This window comes from Rhodococcus sp. WY5, assembly GCF_018588185.1.
In the GTDB taxonomy this organism is placed as follows: domain Bacteria; phylum Actinomycetota; class Actinomycetes; order Mycobacteriales; family Mycobacteriaceae; genus Rhodococcus_F; species Rhodococcus_F qingshengii.
In genome coordinates this window covers 4,349,324-4,363,969 of the sequence record NZ_JAAMPR010000001.1, presented here as the reverse complement: position 1 = coordinate 4,363,969, position 14,646 = coordinate 4,349,324, and the positions used below count along the sequence as shown (strand labels likewise).

General features: G+C 63.3%; 14 protein-coding genes. 8 read left to right on the top strand and 6 right to left on the bottom strand.

Translation table 11 applies throughout. From position 1 onward, the window contains the following. Positions 1 to 40: 40 nt before the first annotated feature. Positions 41 to 1,006, bottom strand: coding sequence for a quinone oxidoreductase (locus tag G4D79_RS20040; protein ID WP_214514302.1), 966 nt, complete (start codon positions 1,004 to 1,006; stop codon positions 41 to 43). Positions 1,007 to 1,089: 83 nt separating this feature from the next. Here G4D79_RS20040 and G4D79_RS20035 point away from each other — a divergent pair, with 83 nt between their 5' ends. Then, positions 1,090 to 1,452, top strand: coding sequence for a hypothetical protein (locus G4D79_RS20035; protein WP_003945032.1), 363 nt, complete (start codon positions 1,090 to 1,092; stop codon positions 1,450 to 1,452). Between the two features lie 63 nt (positions 1,453 to 1,515). Here G4D79_RS20035 and G4D79_RS20030 read toward each other — a convergent pair whose 3' ends face one another. The 5 genes from G4D79_RS20030 to mptB all read right to left on the bottom strand — a co-directional run bounded on the left by G4D79_RS20030 (position 1,516) and on the right by mptB (position 7,670). Beyond that, positions 1,516 to 2,490: a heme A synthase gene (locus G4D79_RS20030; protein ID WP_021332987.1), complete on the bottom strand. Its 975-nt coding sequence runs from the start codon at positions 2,488 to 2,490 to the stop codon at positions 1,516 to 1,518. Between the two features lie 194 nt (positions 2,491 to 2,684). Then, entirely contained in the window at positions 2,685 to 4,079 is a 1,395-nt protein-coding gene (locus tag G4D79_RS20025; RefSeq protein ID WP_250887919.1) for a hypothetical protein, read from the bottom strand. Between the two features lie 47 nt (positions 4,080 to 4,126). Further along, positions 4,127 to 4,963, bottom strand: coding sequence for an ABC transporter permease (locus tag G4D79_RS20020; protein ID WP_374223444.1), 837 nt, complete (start codon positions 4,961 to 4,963; stop codon positions 4,127 to 4,129). Positions 4,964 to 4,977: 14 nt separating this feature from the next. Then, entirely contained in the window at positions 4,978 to 5,919 is a 942-nt protein-coding gene (locus G4D79_RS20015) for an ABC transporter ATP-binding protein (RefSeq protein WP_007727917.1), read from the bottom strand. Next, the gene (gene mptB / locus G4D79_RS20010) at positions 5,916 to 7,670 is read right to left on the bottom strand and encodes a polyprenol phosphomannose-dependent alpha 1,6 mannosyltransferase MptB (RefSeq protein WP_214514299.1); all 1,755 of its coding nucleotides are present in this window, start codon (positions 7,668 to 7,670) and stop codon (positions 5,916 to 5,918) included. The genes G4D79_RS20015 and mptB overlap by 4 nt, the downstream gene beginning before the upstream one ends. Positions 7,671 to 7,800: 130 nt before the next feature. Here mptB and G4D79_RS20005 point away from each other — a divergent pair, with 130 nt between their 5' ends. The 7 genes from G4D79_RS20005 (at position 7,801) to G4D79_RS19975 (ending at position 14,448) form a co-directional block, all read left to right on the top strand. Next, on the top strand, positions 7,801 to 8,547 hold the full coding sequence (locus G4D79_RS20005; protein WP_076948451.1) for a metalloregulator ArsR/SmtB family transcription factor: 747 nt from the start codon (positions 7,801 to 7,803) through the stop codon (positions 8,545 to 8,547). 155 nt (positions 8,548 to 8,702) lie between these two features. Next, the gene (gene sufB, locus G4D79_RS20000) at positions 8,703 to 10,163 is read left to right on the top strand and encodes a Fe-S cluster assembly protein SufB (protein WP_003944799.1); all 1,461 of its coding nucleotides are present in this window, start codon (positions 8,703 to 8,705) and stop codon (positions 10,161 to 10,163) included. Further along, positions 10,163 to 11,383 (top strand): Fe-S cluster assembly protein SufD, encoded by a 1,221-nt coding sequence (sufD, locus tag G4D79_RS19995; RefSeq protein WP_042919809.1) that lies wholly within the window; start codon positions 10,163 to 10,165, stop codon positions 11,381 to 11,383. Before sufB ends, sufD begins: the two co-directional genes overlap by 1 nt. 61 nt (positions 11,384 to 11,444) lie before the next feature. Further along, positions 11,445 to 12,251: a Fe-S cluster assembly ATPase SufC gene (gene sufC / locus G4D79_RS19990; protein ID WP_003944795.1), complete on the top strand. Its 807-nt coding sequence runs from the start codon at positions 11,445 to 11,447 to the stop codon at positions 12,249 to 12,251. Positions 12,252 to 12,256: 5 nt separating this feature from the next. After that, positions 12,257 to 13,522 carry a cysteine desulfurase gene (locus G4D79_RS19985; protein ID WP_003944865.1) on the top strand — a complete coding sequence of 422 codons (1,266 nt, stop codon included), beginning with the start codon at positions 12,257 to 12,259 and terminating at the stop codon, positions 13,520 to 13,522. 3 nt (positions 13,523 to 13,525) lie between these two features. Continuing rightward, entirely contained in the window at positions 13,526 to 14,029 is a 504-nt protein-coding gene (gene sufU, locus G4D79_RS19980; RefSeq protein WP_003944894.1) for a Fe-S cluster assembly sulfur transfer protein SufU, read from the top strand. Further along, positions 14,026 to 14,448 (top strand): metal-sulfur cluster assembly factor, encoded by a 423-nt coding sequence (locus tag G4D79_RS19975; protein WP_003944963.1) that lies wholly within the window; start codon positions 14,026 to 14,028, stop codon positions 14,446 to 14,448. Before sufU ends, G4D79_RS19975 begins: the two co-directional genes overlap by 4 nt. The last annotated feature ends 198 nt before the right edge of the window (positions 14,449 to 14,646 follow it).

Sequence of the window (14,646 nt, the reverse complement as noted above, 5' to 3'; positions counted from 1 at the left end):
TAGTAACCGCGGGCGGTTAATAAAGGCGCACAGCACTTCGCTAGGGGATCAGAACGATCGACCCGGTCGTTGCTCTACCTTCCAGATCCCGATGCGCTGTTGCCGCGTCGGCGAGGGGATACTCGGCGCCGACACGAATATCGAGCTTCCCGGCCGCAATGGCGTCGAAGACATCGCCGGCCCGCCAGGTCAGTTCCTCACGAGTGCGAATGTGATGCGCGAGCGTCGGACGCGTCAGGAACAGCGAACCCGACGAATTGAGCCGCTGCGGATCGACGGGCGGAACCGGGCCACTGGCCGCACCGAACAACGCGACAGTGCCGCGGATGCGCACGGAAGCCAAGCTCGAATCAAAAGTTGTCGCACCGACGCCGTCGTATGCCGCCGCTACTCCTTCGCCGCCGGTCAACTCCCGGACTCGCGCTGCGATGTCCTCGTCGTACCGCAGAACCTCCGCGGCGCCCGCGCCCCGCGAGAGTTCTTCCTTTGCATCCGATGACACAGTCGTGATGACCCTCGCCCCGAGGCTGACGGCCATCTGCGTCAGGATCAACCCGACGCCGCCCGCGCCTGCGTGCACGAGCACGGTGTCGCCGCTCTGGATCGGATACGTCGACTTCGCGAGGTAGTGCGCCGTCATCCCCTGCAGGAGCGCCGACGCTGCGGCCGATGCCGGGACACCGTCAGGCACTTTCACTGCGACTGCGGCGGGAACAGCCACCTTCTCGGCATAGCTGCCAGTGGCAGCGGCCCACGCGACCCGGTCGCCCACGGAGAATTCGGAGACGTCGGAGCCGACAGCTTCGACGACACCGCTGCCCTCGTCGCCGGGAATGTAGGGGAGCGGACGCTTGTACTGGCCCATTCGGAAGTACGTGTCGATGAAATTGATGCCGATCGCTTCGGTCTTGACGAGTAGATCGCCTGGGCCTGGTGTCGGTTCGGGTTGTTCGGTCAGAGTCAGAACCTCTGGTCCGCCGGTCTCGGTCACGTAGATGGCTCGCATGGTTTCTGTTCTACACCCGAGGCGGCCGACGCTCAGTCCATGCCTGGTGTCGCTTCCGGGCTACCGACCAGTATTGTCGAGTCATGAGCACCGATACCGAGAAGTCGGACGCCACCCCGTCCGCGCCGGAACTGCCGAAGTCCACGGTGAACGCCATCACCAAGTTCGTCGCCGAGCACGGCGGCTCCGCCAGCGCCGTCATCCAGCCGGTCGGCCTGGCCGGCGTTCGCATCACCCTCGTAGGTGCCGACGGCATCCTCGGTGATCAGGTCGTCGAGGACCTCGCCACGGCAAACGCGGTCGTCGCGTCCTTCGACAACGTCACCGTCGCCGAGTGGGAGCGCGAACTGACGAGCATCGTCACCCCGCAGGAAGGCCATTTCAAGAAGATGGCCGGTTGGGTCGCCAACCAGACTCGGTTCCCGAAAGCTCGCAACGAATCCTGAAATGACGTGTGGGGCGTAGGAACACCTTTTGGTGTTCCTACGCCCCACACGTGTCTTGAAGCGTCAGACAGCTGGTATGGGCGAATTGGTCGGCGTGTACTGGCGGGTCTTACCCGCAGCCCAAACTGCTGCGGTCGCAGCCGTGCACAGTCCCGCACCGGCGACGTGCATGATCACCAGAACTTCCGGCACATCGGTGAAGTACTGCACGACACCGATGAGCGACTGCGCGAGGATCAGTCCCAGCAGGACCTTCAGACGGATCTTCACGGCTGCGGATGTCCCGACCGCATACAGGCCGAAGGTCAGACCCACGACCAGCGCGAGATATCCGACCAGAAGCTGTGAGTGCAGATGGACGAGCGTCACGATCTCGATCTCCAGGCGAGGCACCGTCCGGTCCAGCCCCTTGTCGCCGGCGTGCGGGCCTGCGCCCGTTACGAGAGTTCCAGCGACCAAAACGCCGGCGAGCGCGACACCTGACAGCGCGGTAAGCCAGCGCAGCGGCTTCGGCATCACGACCAGAGTTGTTGCTTCGTCGGGTTCCGCGATCTTCGCGTACATCACCGTGGCAACCCAGACCATCAGCATCGACGCAACCAGGTGAATGGCGACCGTCCACCACAGCAAGCCTGTGAGGACGGTGATACCGCCGATCACTGCCTGAACGACAGTGCCGAGCGGCATCATCCAGGCGTAGACAAGCACCTCTTTGCGTCGGCGAGCGCGAGTCACCGCAAGCACGATCGCAGCGGCGACGATGACGACCAGGAAGGTCAGCAGGCGGTTGCCGAACTCGACGGCTTGGTGAATCACCGCGACCTGTCCGTGGCCGACCGGGACGAAGCTACCGGGGAAGCACTGCGGCCACGTCGGGCAACCGAGTCCCGAGTCCGTCACGCGCACCACCGCGCCGGTGACAGCGATGCCGCCCTGCGTCAGGATCACGATGAACGCGATGATTTTCTGCGTTTTCAGCGAGGGGAGAGGTAGTCGATCCACCAAGCGTAAAAATCCGGCATACACACGATTCACCACGCCAACGATCGTAGTTCCCCATCAACTACACAGTGTCGTTGGGGCCAGCTCGCTCCGCGCCTGCCCCGCGTCGTTGGGGCCAGCTCGCTCCGCGCCTGCCCCGCGTCGTTGGGGCCAGCTCGCTCCGCGCCTGCCCCGCGTCGTTGGGGCCAGCTCGCTCCGCGCCTGCCCCGCGTCGTTGGGGCCAGCTCGCGTCAGTTCGCGCGAACTCGCACGATTCCCGAGATCGTTCCCTGGAAGTACTCGCCCGACTCGGTGATGAGTGCCGACATCTGAAGGGTGTCGTTGAGGATCGTCGACGGCAGGGGAGTCGAACCGATCTGCGACCCGTCCTTCGAGTCGATCACCGCGAAGGAGTAACCGTCCAGCGGAGAGGTGTTCGGAGCACCGTCTCGTGTCACCGTGTAAATCGAGCCGTCAGCCGTCGAGAGGTGGGGTACCGCGGAGCTGCGAATCGTGTTGTCCCACACGACATGGCAGCCGACTGGATCGATGTCGACGCGGGTCATTCCGCCGTTGAAGGGTGCCGTGGCGGGGACCGCTGGACCGGCACCTTCAGGAGTCGTGGGGTACGGGTATCCGTAAGTGCCGGCGACGTAGACGGAATGACCGATGCCGACGGGGGAGTTCTCGCTGCCGCTCGGTGAGCCGTCCTGGCTGGCAGCGGACAACACCGGCTGCGTGCACACCTCGGCGCCCGTGTCAGCGCGATAGACATGCAAGCTCACTGTCGGGTGGGCGTTGTCGACGATGGTCAAGAAATCGCTGCCCGTCGACGGGCCGAAGTATGTCGGCGTCGATCCGGTTCCCCAGCTGAGCTGACCCGGATTACGGGCCGGCCCGCGGTCGTACGGCTGACGCCAGTCGATGACGACCTCGTCGCCATTTCGCTTCAGTTGGTAGAGCGCGTGGGTAGTTGCGACAGCAGTGCCCGTCGGGGAGGTGGAGATGCTGTTCTGCACCTGTTCACCTTCGGGGAGCGCAATGCTGTGCGCGATTCGATCCGCGCCGACATACCCGACGGTGCCGTGCCCGGTGGCGAACCAGACATTGCCGTCCCAGTCCGGAGCGAGGCCGGTGACGTTGTCGTCGGCGGCAACCGCACCACTGAGATCGATGACCTCCGCGAGTTCCAGCCGCCAACTGCCGTCCGGATTCTGCGCATGGGAAATGCGGACCAGTTGACGGTTTCCGTCGACGGCGACGAGACGGTTCTCGTTGTCGAGGTAGGCGTAGACGCCGCCGAGCAGACTGCCCTTCGCGAGCGGCAGTTGTGCTACGGATCTACCCAACGGCGTGGCGTCGGCCTTCGGATCGATCAAATGGATGGTCGGGATCTGGCCGATCATCGTCGTGCAGAGCGAGACGATCATGCCGTCGGAACCCTGGAGGACCGTCGGGCAGGCGGCCATCATCGGGAAAGCTGTCACCTCGTGTGGGCCGGTTCCTGGACCGGGCAGCGGCGTGACGTCGGACGAGCCCGCGTCACCGTGCATGGTGGAAGTACCGACGGGACCGAGGTGCGGATTTGCAGGTGCGAGTGGACCGGACACCGAAGGGGTCGCCGTTGCGGGTCCGGCACACAACATGACTGTTGCGGCCACACAGCCGACGATCTGAGCTGTCCGTCGTGTACTCACGTGAACTTGAACCACCTTGCTGCGCAGACTCCGGCCACTGCGGCCCAGATGAGAAGTACGAGAATCGAGAACCAGTCCATCGAGGTGTCGAGGGCCGCTTCGAGTGCGTGTGCGAGAGCGCCGGACGGAACAATGCGGACCAGCGTGTGAACGGCGGTCGGGAGTTCACCACTGGCGAAGACCACACTTCCGATGCCCACCATGATGAACCACAGGATGTTGGCGAGCGCGAGAACGATCTCTGCTCGCAAAGTACCGCCGAGCAGTAGGCCAAGCGCTGCAAATGTGACAGTACCGATGGCAATGACCACTGCGCCGAGTACAAGTTCGACGAATGACGGACGCCATCCCAACGCCAAACCGATAGCGCCGAGCAAGAGTGACTGCAGCGCCACGACGATGATGACGGCAGCGCTCTTGCCTGCGATGATTCCCCACCGCGGTAGCGGCGTTGCACCGAGTCGCTTGAGCGCGCCGTATCGGCGGTCGAATCCGACGGCGATGGCCTGTCCGGTGAACGCCGTCGACATCACGGCAACCATCATGACACCAGGGAGCACGGTATCGACCCGAGAATCGCCCAAATCGCCGATCGGAAGTAGACACAGTCCGATGAGCAGGGTGATCGGGATGAACATGGTGAGCAGCAATTGCTCACCGTTGCGGAGCAGAAGAGTCAGCTCCAGTTTGGTCTGCGCCGCCAGCATCGTGGCCGCCGAATTGGGGCGGGGATCCGGCGAGAAGGTGCCTGGCTCGAAGCGGTTCTCGGCGAGCCGTCGGTCTCTGGCAACGCTGATGGGACTGCTCTGGCCGTTCGACGCTGTTTCGTTCATGACCTTGATCTCCGTCATCCCCTCAGTTCCCGGCCCGTCAATTCGAGGAAGACGTCTTCCAGACTCCGTTGATCGACGCGAATGTCGTTGATCAGCACGTCCTGATCGGCACACCACGTTGCGACAGTCGCCACGGTTGCCGGATCGATTGCACCTTCGACGACATAGGTGCCGGGGTTGGATTCCTCGATGCGGAACCCGGCGAGTGAACCGGCCAGCGAATCGAGGCTCAAACCGGGAACCGTCGTCAGACGGAGTTGTCCTTCGGCGCCCTTGCTGGTGACCTCCGCCGGCGTTCCCGACGCGACGATCTTGCCGTGGTCGATGATGACCAGTTCGTCGGCGAGCGCTTCGGCCTCGTCCATGAGGTGTGTGGTGAGCAGGACGCTCACGCCGTCGCGTCGCAGAGCGTCGATGAGTTCCCACACGAGTAGACGTGCCTGAGCGTCGAGGCCGGCGGTGGGTTCGTCCAGAAATACCAATTCGGGACGGCCGACCAGCGCGCACGCCAGTGACAGTCGTTGCTGCTGGCCTCCGGAGAGGCGGCGGTACGGGGTCTTGCGCGCATCGGTGAGGCCGAGTTTGGAAAGGAGCCAGGCGGGATCGAGCGGGTCGGCCGAGTATGCGGCCACGAGGTCGAGCATTTCCCCGGCCTTGGACCCGGGGTACGCGCCGCCGCCCTGCAGCATGACGCCGATTCGCGAGCGGACTTCACCGGAGTCGGCGATGGGGTCGAGACCGAGCACTCGAACCGTGCCGGCATCGGGGGTGACAAAACCTTCGCACATTTCGACGGTGGTCGTCTTACCGGCTCCGTTGGGGCCGAGCAGGGCAACGACCTGGGCCGTCTCGACAGTGAGATCGATACCGTCGACGGCTCGAACACCGTCGAAGGACTTGACGACACCCTGGATCTGTACCGCCGGCGTCGACGATCTGGAGGCTCTCGAGGTCACGGGGAATCAGCGTAAGCCCCCGCCGAGTTGTCTTCGTCTACCGGTCCGCCTTTCGTGATCTCCGCTACTGGCTTGTCGCTACGCCAGGGGAGTGAATTGCGGGTGAAGACGATGAGCGTTCCGGCGGTGAGGATGGTCGCGATGACGGCCTGCACGATCATGAACGGAAGGTATTCGGCGCCGTTGGACATCAACATGACGCTGACGATCGAGGTGAAGACGACGGCAGGGATGCGGAAAATCGGTGCGGTGGCCCACGCCGCCAACGGAAGGATCGCCCACAGCAGGTACCACGGCTGAACGACGGGGAACAGGAGAACGATCGCGCCGAGCGCGATGCCGAGTCCGCCGACCGGATGGATGCGGCCCATGTACACCGAGATCATCATCCGAGCGGTGACGAGCATGGCGACGAGAGTAGCGATCGGCCGCGTGATCGTGAGGATCGCCGTGGTGTGATCACCGAGACCGAGCAGTACACCGGCCAATCCCGTGCCGACTCCCAGGAGCGTCGGGATGGACATCCAACTTCGCACTGCCGTAGCGGTGTCGAGGGTGTTGATCCACCCCATACCGAGCCCACTGGCCACGCTGATGACAAACGTGACGACAGCGGCAACGATGCCCAGGAGAATCGCGGCTCCTGTCAAGGCTTTCCAGGTTCCACCCCAACGCCGAGCCAAGGCCATGCCGACAAATCCCAGCGCAAGCAAGGACGGAATTTTGACGGTCGACGACAACGCGATCAAACCTGATCCCGCAACGAGATAGAACAGCGCTCGCCCACGGATGGGCCCGGACCCTTCGACTGCACGGAGCGCGATCTCGATTCCGGCGAGCATCAACCCGAGCATGAGCGCTTCGTTGTGGATGCCGGCCACCAAGTGGAAGAGCAACAGCGGGTTCGCGGCACCGAGCCAGAGCGAACTGACGGCAGAGACACCGCATCGCTTGGCCAGTCGCGGTATCGCCCACACGATGAGCGCGACGCCGGCCAATGCGAGCAAGCGGTGCAAGAAGATTCCGGCCACGATGTTGTCGCCGGTCAGTGAGCTGATCCCGCGTCCCAGCCACAGGAAGAACGGACCGTACGGAGCTGGGGTGTCGCGCCAGATCGTCGGAACCGTGCGGGTGAGAACGTGGTCGACGCCCAGTGCCGCCTTGGGGCCGATGGCGTACGGATCGAGTCCACGGGCCGCGATTTCGCTTTGAGCCAGATACGAGTAGACGTCGCGGCTGAACATCGGCGGTGCGACCGAGAGCGGCAGGATCCACAGCAGGAGTGTGCGGTCCAACTGGGAACGGGTCATGCGCCGCGGTGCGCCGGAACGGCTGCGTATGTCCCCGACTGCAAATCGGCCCATCATCAGCCAGGCCAGAACGACGAGCACGGTTCCGGTCATCGTCATGGTGAGTGAGACCGTCGGCATACGTCCGGGAAGGCTGAGGACTCGAAGTCCTGCGGTCGGATTCTGCAGGACGGGTTGTGCGCCGGCGCCGAGCGCTCCGACTGCCATCAAGACCGCGCCGGTTGCGCCGAATCGGCGAATCCCTCGCAGTTGTGCGGTTTCCTTCGCGTTCAGGCCCGGGCGCTCGTCCTCGTCGCCGTGCAGCACGGCGGCCATACTCTGCCGGGGAGCGGAACCGAAAGGCCGAACGCCGATCGTGGAAAGCGCGAGTGCCTTGGGTTTTTCCAGCAGGATCGCGCGCGCCGATCGCGCGGTCGTCGTCTTCTCGGGGGTCTGCGGCACACCAGGCAGCGTAGCGGCTCGATCCAGCCGGACAGACAAGCACAAACAACGTGCGTTGTCCGGATATTCCCGAATGTAATGCAGGTTGCCCTTAGTAGACCTGCGAAAAGAATTCCGTCACACTTGTGTTGTGAAAAGAAATGCGTCAGACCCTCGAAGCAAGGAAGTTGCAGGTCAGCCCACTGTAGCGACCTCGCCTAGTGCTGCCGCAAATCCGGTGACGGTGAGCGTCGAAGGCCAGACCCGGGCCGCAGTGGTCAAGCTGCTACTCGAAGAAGGCCCCATTACCGCCTCCGAAATCGGCACGCGCCTCGGTTTGAGTGCCGCAGGTGTCCGACGTCACTTGGACGCTTTGATCGAGTCCGGCGAAGCCCGAACCGCTTCGGCAGCGTCGCTGCGTCAGCGTGGACGAGGTCGTCCCGCCAAGCAGTTCCAGATCACCGCGACCGGCCGAGGCCGCCTCGGCCACACCTACGACGATCTGGCGGGAGCCGCGATGCGGCAACTCCGTGAAATCGGCGGAGACGCGGCAATCGAGGAGTTCGCCAAGCGTCGGGTCCAGGCGATCGTCGGAGACGTCGAACCGGCTGATCCGACAGATGTCGACAACGTCGAGGCGACAGCGGACGCAATCGCCGAAGCCTTCAATGCGGTGGGGTTCGCAGCGTCGACCCGGCCGGTCGGCAACGGCGTGCAGATCTGCCAACACCATTGCCCGGTTTCCCATGTGGCAGAAGAGTTTCCGGAACTGTGCGAGGCAGAGCAGCAAGCATTCCGGCAATTGCTCGGGACTCATGTTCAGCGTCTGGCGACCATCGCCAACGGTGACTGCGCCTGCACGACGCACGTGCCCCTCGTGTCCACCGGGAGTAGATGACCGGACCAGAGTGTTCTACAGAGCGTTGCCACCGTGCAGCGTTCGAATAGAGATTTTTCAGCTAGTTCTTCAAAGTCAGAACTGCTCGACCACAGCGACCAGCCCTCGCTGAGCCCGAGCAGCCGTCAAGAAACAAGACTCCGGAAGGAGCTCGCATGACCGTCACATCAGACCAGGCGACTACCACTGCGGCAGCAGGCACCGAGCCGCTCACGCAGGAAGAGACCATCGCGTCCCTCGGTCATTACGGCTACGGCTGGTCCGATTCCGACGAAGCCGGAGCCAGCGCGCAGCGCGGGTTGTCCGAGGCTGTCGTGCGGGACATCTCCGCCAAGAAGAGCGAGCCCGAGTGGATGCTCGACATCCGCCTCAAGGCGCTGCGCACCTTCGACAAGAAGCCGATGCCGAACTGGGGCAGCGACCTCGAAGGTATTCACTTCGACAACATCAAGTACTTCGTCCGGTCCAGCGAGAAGCAGGCCGAGTCGTGGGAAGACCTGCCCGAGGACATCAAGAACACGTACGACAAGCTCGGCATCCCCGAGGCGGAGAAGCAGCGCCTCGTTGCCGGCGTCGCAGCTCAGTACGAGTCCGAGGTCGTCTACCACTCGATCCGTGAGGACCTCGAGGAGCAGGGCGTCATCTTCCTCGACACGGACACCGGTCTCAAGCAGCACCCGGAGCTGTTCAAGGAGTACTTCGGATCGGTCATCCCGGCCGGCGACAACAAGTTCTCCGCGCTGAACACCGCCGTGTGGTCCGGTGGCTCGTTCATCTACGTTCCGCCGGGAGTCCACGTGGACATCCCGTTGCAGGCGTACTTCCGCATCAACACCGAGAACATGGGTCAGTTCGAGCGCACCCTGATCATCGTCGACGAAGATGCCTCCGTGCACTATGTCGAGGGTTGCACCGCGCCGATCTACAAGTCCGATTCACTGCACTCGGCCGTCGTCGAGATCATCGTGAAGAAGGGCGGCCACTGCCGCTACACGACCATCCAGAACTGGTCCAACAACGTCTACAACCTGGTGACCAAGCGCACCAAGGTCGAGGCCGGCGGATCCATGGAGTGGGTCGACGGCAACATCGGCTCCAAGGTCACCATGAAGTACCCGGCCGTGTGGCTGATGGGCGAGTACGCCCGCGGTGAGGTTCTCTCCGTTGCGTTCTCCGGCGAGGGCCAGCACCAGGACACCGGCGCCAAGATGCTCCACCTCGCGCCGCACACGTCCTCGACCATCATCAGCAAGTCTGTCGCCCGTGGTGGTGGACGTGCGTCGTACCGCGGTCTGGTGCAGGTCAACAAGGGTGCCCACGGCTCCAAGTCGACCGTCAAGTGTGACGCTCTGCTGGTCGACCAGATCAGCCGAAGCGACACCTACCCGTACGTCGACATCCGCGAGGACGACGTCACCATGGGTCACGAGGCCACCGTTTCGAAGGTCAGTGACGATCAGCTCTTCTACCTGATGAGCCGCGGACTGACCGAGGACGAGGCGATGGCCACCATCGTGCGTGGATTCGTCGAGCCCATCGCGAAGGAACTCCCGATGGAGTACGCGCTCGAGCTCAACCGCCTTATCGAACTTCAGATGGAAGGGGCTGTGGGTTAGTGACCACGCCAGAGACCGGAGTCATCGGAGCTGTTGCCGGGGAGAACCCGACCGCTCCTGTAAAGGGTGCAGCCACAGGCTCACCCATCACGAACAAGGGTGAGCAGTTCTCTTCGTTCGACGTCAATGCTTTCGAGGTTCCCGGCGGACGTGACGAGATCTGGCGGTTCACCCCGCTGCGTCGTCTCCGGGGATTGCACGACGGCAGCGCCGTCGCCAACGGACAGGTCACCGTCGAGGTCGACGGCGGAAGCGACATCACCGTCGAGACCGTCGGCCGTGACGACGCACGTCTGGGCAAAGCCGGCGTTCCCGCTGATCGCATTGCAGCGCAGGCGTATTCGAGCTTCGAGACGGCAACGGTCATCTCGGTTGGCGCCGAGGTCGAGGTCGAGAAGCCCGTCGTGGTCACCATGACCGGCCCCGGAGTCGACAACGTCGCCTACGGACACACCCAGATTCGTCTGGCGCAGTTCGCCAAGGCGACGTTCGTGATCGACCAGCGCGGCAGCGGAACCTTCGCGGAGAACATCGAATTCGTTCTCGGTGACAGTGCGCAGCTGACGGTGGTGGCCATCCAGGACTGGGCGGACGACGCAGTTCACGTGACGTCACACCACGCTCGCCTGAACCGCGACGCAGTGCTTCGATACACCTCGATCAGCCTGGGCGGCGACCTGGTTCGCCTGTCCGCCACCGTCAAGTACGACGGACCGGGCGGCGACGCCGAACTGCTCGGCCTGTACTTCGCCGACGCCGGCCAGCATCTGGAACAGCGTCTGCTGGTGGATCATTCGCAGCCCAACTGCAAGTCCAACGTGGTCTACAAGGGTGCGCTTCAGGGAGATCCCGGATCCGGCAAGCCCGACGCGCACACCGTGTGGATCGGCGACGTTCTCATCCGCGCCGCAGCGGAGGGCACCGACACGTTCGAGCTCAACCGCAACCTGGTGCTGACCGACGGCGCCCGCGCCGACTCGGTTCCGAACCTCGAAATCGAGACCGGTGAGATCGTCGGGGCCGGCCACGCAAGTGCAACGGGACGTTTCGACGACGAGCAGCTGTTCTACCTGCGTGCTCGTGGTATCCCGGAGGATCAGGCTCGTCGTCTGGTCGTACGTGGGTTCTTCCACGAAATCATCAACAAGATCGCTGTTCCCGAGGTGCGCGATCGCCTCGAAGCCGCAGTCGAAGCCGAACTCGCAGCCGTCGGCTCCTGACCGCCCCGCCTGCGACACCACCCCGTCGCTACGCTCGCCCGCCTCATCTTGAAGGAATTTCATGTCTACCAGTGACAACACCACCACCTCGGTCCTCGAGGTTCGTGACCTGCACGTCGAGGTCGCCAACTCCGATGCCAACGCCGAGCCCATCCAAATCCTCAAGGGCGTCGACCTGACGGTCCGCTCGGGGGAGACCCACGCGATCATGGGCCCCAACGGCTCCGGCAAGTCGACTCTGTCGTACGCCATCGCCGGTCACCCCAAGTACCAGGTCACGTCGGGCTCCATCACCCTCAACGGTGAAGACGTCCTCGCAATGAGCGTCGACGAGCGTGCACGTGCCGGGCTCTTCCTGGCCATGCAGTACCCCGTCGAGGTTCCCGGCGTTTCCATGTCCAACTTCCTGCGCACCGCCGCTACGGCCGTGCGAGGCGAGGCTCCCAAGCTGCGCCACTGGGTCAAGGAAGTCAAGGAAGCCCTCAGCGAGCTCGAGATCGATCCCTCGTTCATCGAGCGCTCGGTCAACGAAGGCTTCTCCGGTGGCGAGAAGAAGCGGCACGAGATCCTGCAGTTGGGCATGCTCAAGCCGAAGATCGCGATCCTCGACGAGACCGACTCCGGCCTCGACGTCGACGCTCTGCGCACCGTCTCCGAAGGCGTCAACCGCTACAAGGAGCGCGAGAACGGCGGCGTTCTGCTGATCACGCACTACACGCGCATTCTGCGCTACATCAACCCCGACTTCGTTCACGTGTTCGTCGGTGGCCGCATCGTCGAGTCCGGTGGACCGGAGCTGGCCGACGAGCTCGAGACCAACGGCTACGTTCGTTTCACCGCGGACACCGCAGCTACCCAGGGAGCGTAATCACGATGACCACCTCGGTGCGCGAGCTCGACGTCACAGCGGTTCGGGCCGACTTCCCGATCCTGGCGCGAACCGTGCGCGACGGAAAACCTTTGGTGTACTTGGATTCCGGCGCTACCTCGCAGCGTCCGGTCCAGGTTCTCGATGCCGAACGGGACTTCCTGACCACGTGTAACGCGGCAGTACACCGGGGTGCTCATCAGCTCGCAGAAGAGGCGACTGACGCGTACGAGAATGCTCGCGCCACCATCGCTTCCTTCGTGGGTGCGGATTCGGACGAGTTGGTGTTCACCAAGAACGCCACCGAGGCTCTCAATCTGGTGACCTACGTTCTCGGTGACGATCGCTTCGACCGCCATGTCGGTCCTGGCGACGAAATCGTCATCACCGAACTCGAACACCACGCCAACCTCGTTCCCTGGCAGGAACTTGCGCGCCGAACCGGTGCGACGCTCAAGTGGTACGGCGTCACCGACGACGGCCGGATCGATCTCGATTCGCTGGAGCTGACGGACGCGGTGAAGGTCGTTTCGTTCACCCACCAGTCCAACGTGACCGGCGCGATCGCGCCCGTCGAGGAATTGGTGCGACGAGCACGCGCCGTCGGTGCACTCGTCGTGCTCGACGCGTGCCAGTCGGTGCCTCACATGGCGGTCGACTTCCACGAACTGGGAGTGGACTACGCGGCGTTCTCCGGTCACAAGATGCTCGGCCCTTCGGGGGTCGGAGTTCTCTACGGCCGTCGTGAACTGCTGGCAGCGATGCCTCCGTTCATCACCGGCGGATCGATGATCGAGACGGTCACCATGGAGGTCAGCACTTACGCGCCGCCGCCTCAGCGTTTCGAGGCCGGCGTCCCGATGACCTCACAGGTGGTCGGGTTGGGCGCTGCCGTGGATTACCTGAACACCTTCGGGATGGACGCCGTCGCTGCGCACGAGCACGTGTTGGTGGAGGCTGCTCTCGAAAAGTTGTCGGCGATCGAAGGTCTGCGCATCATCGGACCACAGACGTCCGAGAACCGCGGCGGAGCGATTTCCTTTGTCGTGGACGGTATTCACGCCCACGACCTCGGACAGATCCTCGACGACGAGGGCGTCGCGATTCGCGTCGGACACCATTGTGCGTGGCCGCTGCATCGTAAGTTCGGTGTCGCTGCGACGGCCCGTGCGTCGTTTGCGCTCTACAACACCACCGCGGAAATCGATGTTCTCGTTGCAGCGATCAAGCGTGCGCAGGAATTTTTCGGTGTCGCAGGGGAGTTGAACTGAATCATGCGCATGGAGCAGATGTATCAGGAAGTGATCCTCGATCACTACAAACATCCGCACGGCCGCGGACTCCGTGAGCCGTTCGGCGCCGAGGTGCACCACGTCAACCCGACGTGTGGCGACGAGGTGACGTTGCGCGTCCAGATCTCCGAGGACGGAACGGTCTCCGACGTCTCGTACGACGGTCAGGGTTGTTCGATCAGCCAGGCGTCGACGTCGGTGCTCAACGACCTCGTCATCGGGATGCAGGTCACCGACGCACTGAAGACGGTGACGGCGTTCAACGAGATGGTGAGCAGTCGGGGCACCGTCGAGGGGGACGAGGACGTTCTCGGCGACGGCATCGCGTTCGTCGGTGTCTCGAAGTACCCGGCACGCGTGAAGTGCGCCTTGCTCGGATGGATGGCATTCAAGGATGCTGTAGTCCAGATTGTCGACGGCAGTGCTGTGACGACGGCGGACAGCAGCAGTGAATTGGTCGACACGACTGAAGGACAGGGATCATGACCGAGACACAACCAGTGCAGGACGCCGAGGTCGGCGCTCCGGTGAATCCGAATCCCGATTCCACTGCGGAATTCGGTGGCGCACAGGGCAGTGGCACTGTCCCGTCGCCTGAGCGACTCGACGAACTCGAAGAAGCGATGCGCGACGTCGTCGATCCCGAACTGGGAATCAACGTCGTCGATCTCGGCTTGGTCTACGGACTCTTCGAAGACGACGGTGTCGTCACGATCGACATGACTTTGACCTCGGCGGCGTGCCCGTTGACCGACGTGATCGAGGACCAGGCACGCGGCGCACTTGTGCGTAGCGATCTGTGTACCGACATGAAGATCAACTGGGTGTGGTTGCCGCCGTGGGGACCGGACAAGATCACCGAAGACGGACGCGAGCAACTGCGCGCACTCGGCTTCACGGTCTGACAAGTAACCTCGGCACGATCAACTGAATACATTTCACCGGAGCGTCGGTGCCCGTTCGTCGGGTACCGGCGCTTCGGTTTGTTATATAGGGCCGTTTTAGCCATGATATTCAGGACAATAGTCCCAAATGGTTGTTTGATGAATATTTGCTGGAAGCTGACTGATCGGTAACATCGCAGCTGATTGTCACGATGTGAT

Excerpts from the sequence above, each read along its gene's own strand:
- G4D79_RS20040 (WP_214514302.1), bottom strand. The coding sequence starts at position 1,006 with ATGCGAGCCATCTACGTGACCGAGACCGGCGGACCAGAGGTTCTGACT.
- G4D79_RS20035 (WP_003945032.1), top strand. The coding sequence starts at position 1,090 with ATGAGCACCGATACCGAGAAGTCGGACGCCACCCCGTCCGCGCCGGAA.
- G4D79_RS20025 (WP_250887919.1), bottom strand. The coding sequence starts at position 4,079 with ATGTTGTGTGCCGGACCCGCAACGGCGACCCCTTCGGTGTCCGGTCCA.
- G4D79_RS20020 (WP_374223444.1), bottom strand. The coding sequence starts at position 4,963 with ATGAACGAAACAGCGTCGAACGGCCAGAGCAGTCCCATCAGCGTTGCC.
- sufB (WP_003944799.1), top strand. The coding sequence starts at position 8,703 with ATGACCGTCACATCAGACCAGGCGACTACCACTGCGGCAGCAGGCACC.
- sufC (WP_003944795.1), top strand. The coding sequence starts at position 11,445 with ATGTCTACCAGTGACAACACCACCACCTCGGTCCTCGAGGTTCGTGAC.
- G4D79_RS19985 (WP_003944865.1), top strand. The coding sequence starts at position 12,257 with ATGACCACCTCGGTGCGCGAGCTCGACGTCACAGCGGTTCGGGCCGAC.
- sufU (WP_003944894.1), top strand. The coding sequence starts at position 13,526 with ATGCGCATGGAGCAGATGTATCAGGAAGTGATCCTCGATCACTACAAA.
- G4D79_RS19975 (WP_003944963.1), top strand. The coding sequence starts at position 14,026 with ATGACCGAGACACAACCAGTGCAGGACGCCGAGGTCGGCGCTCCGGTG.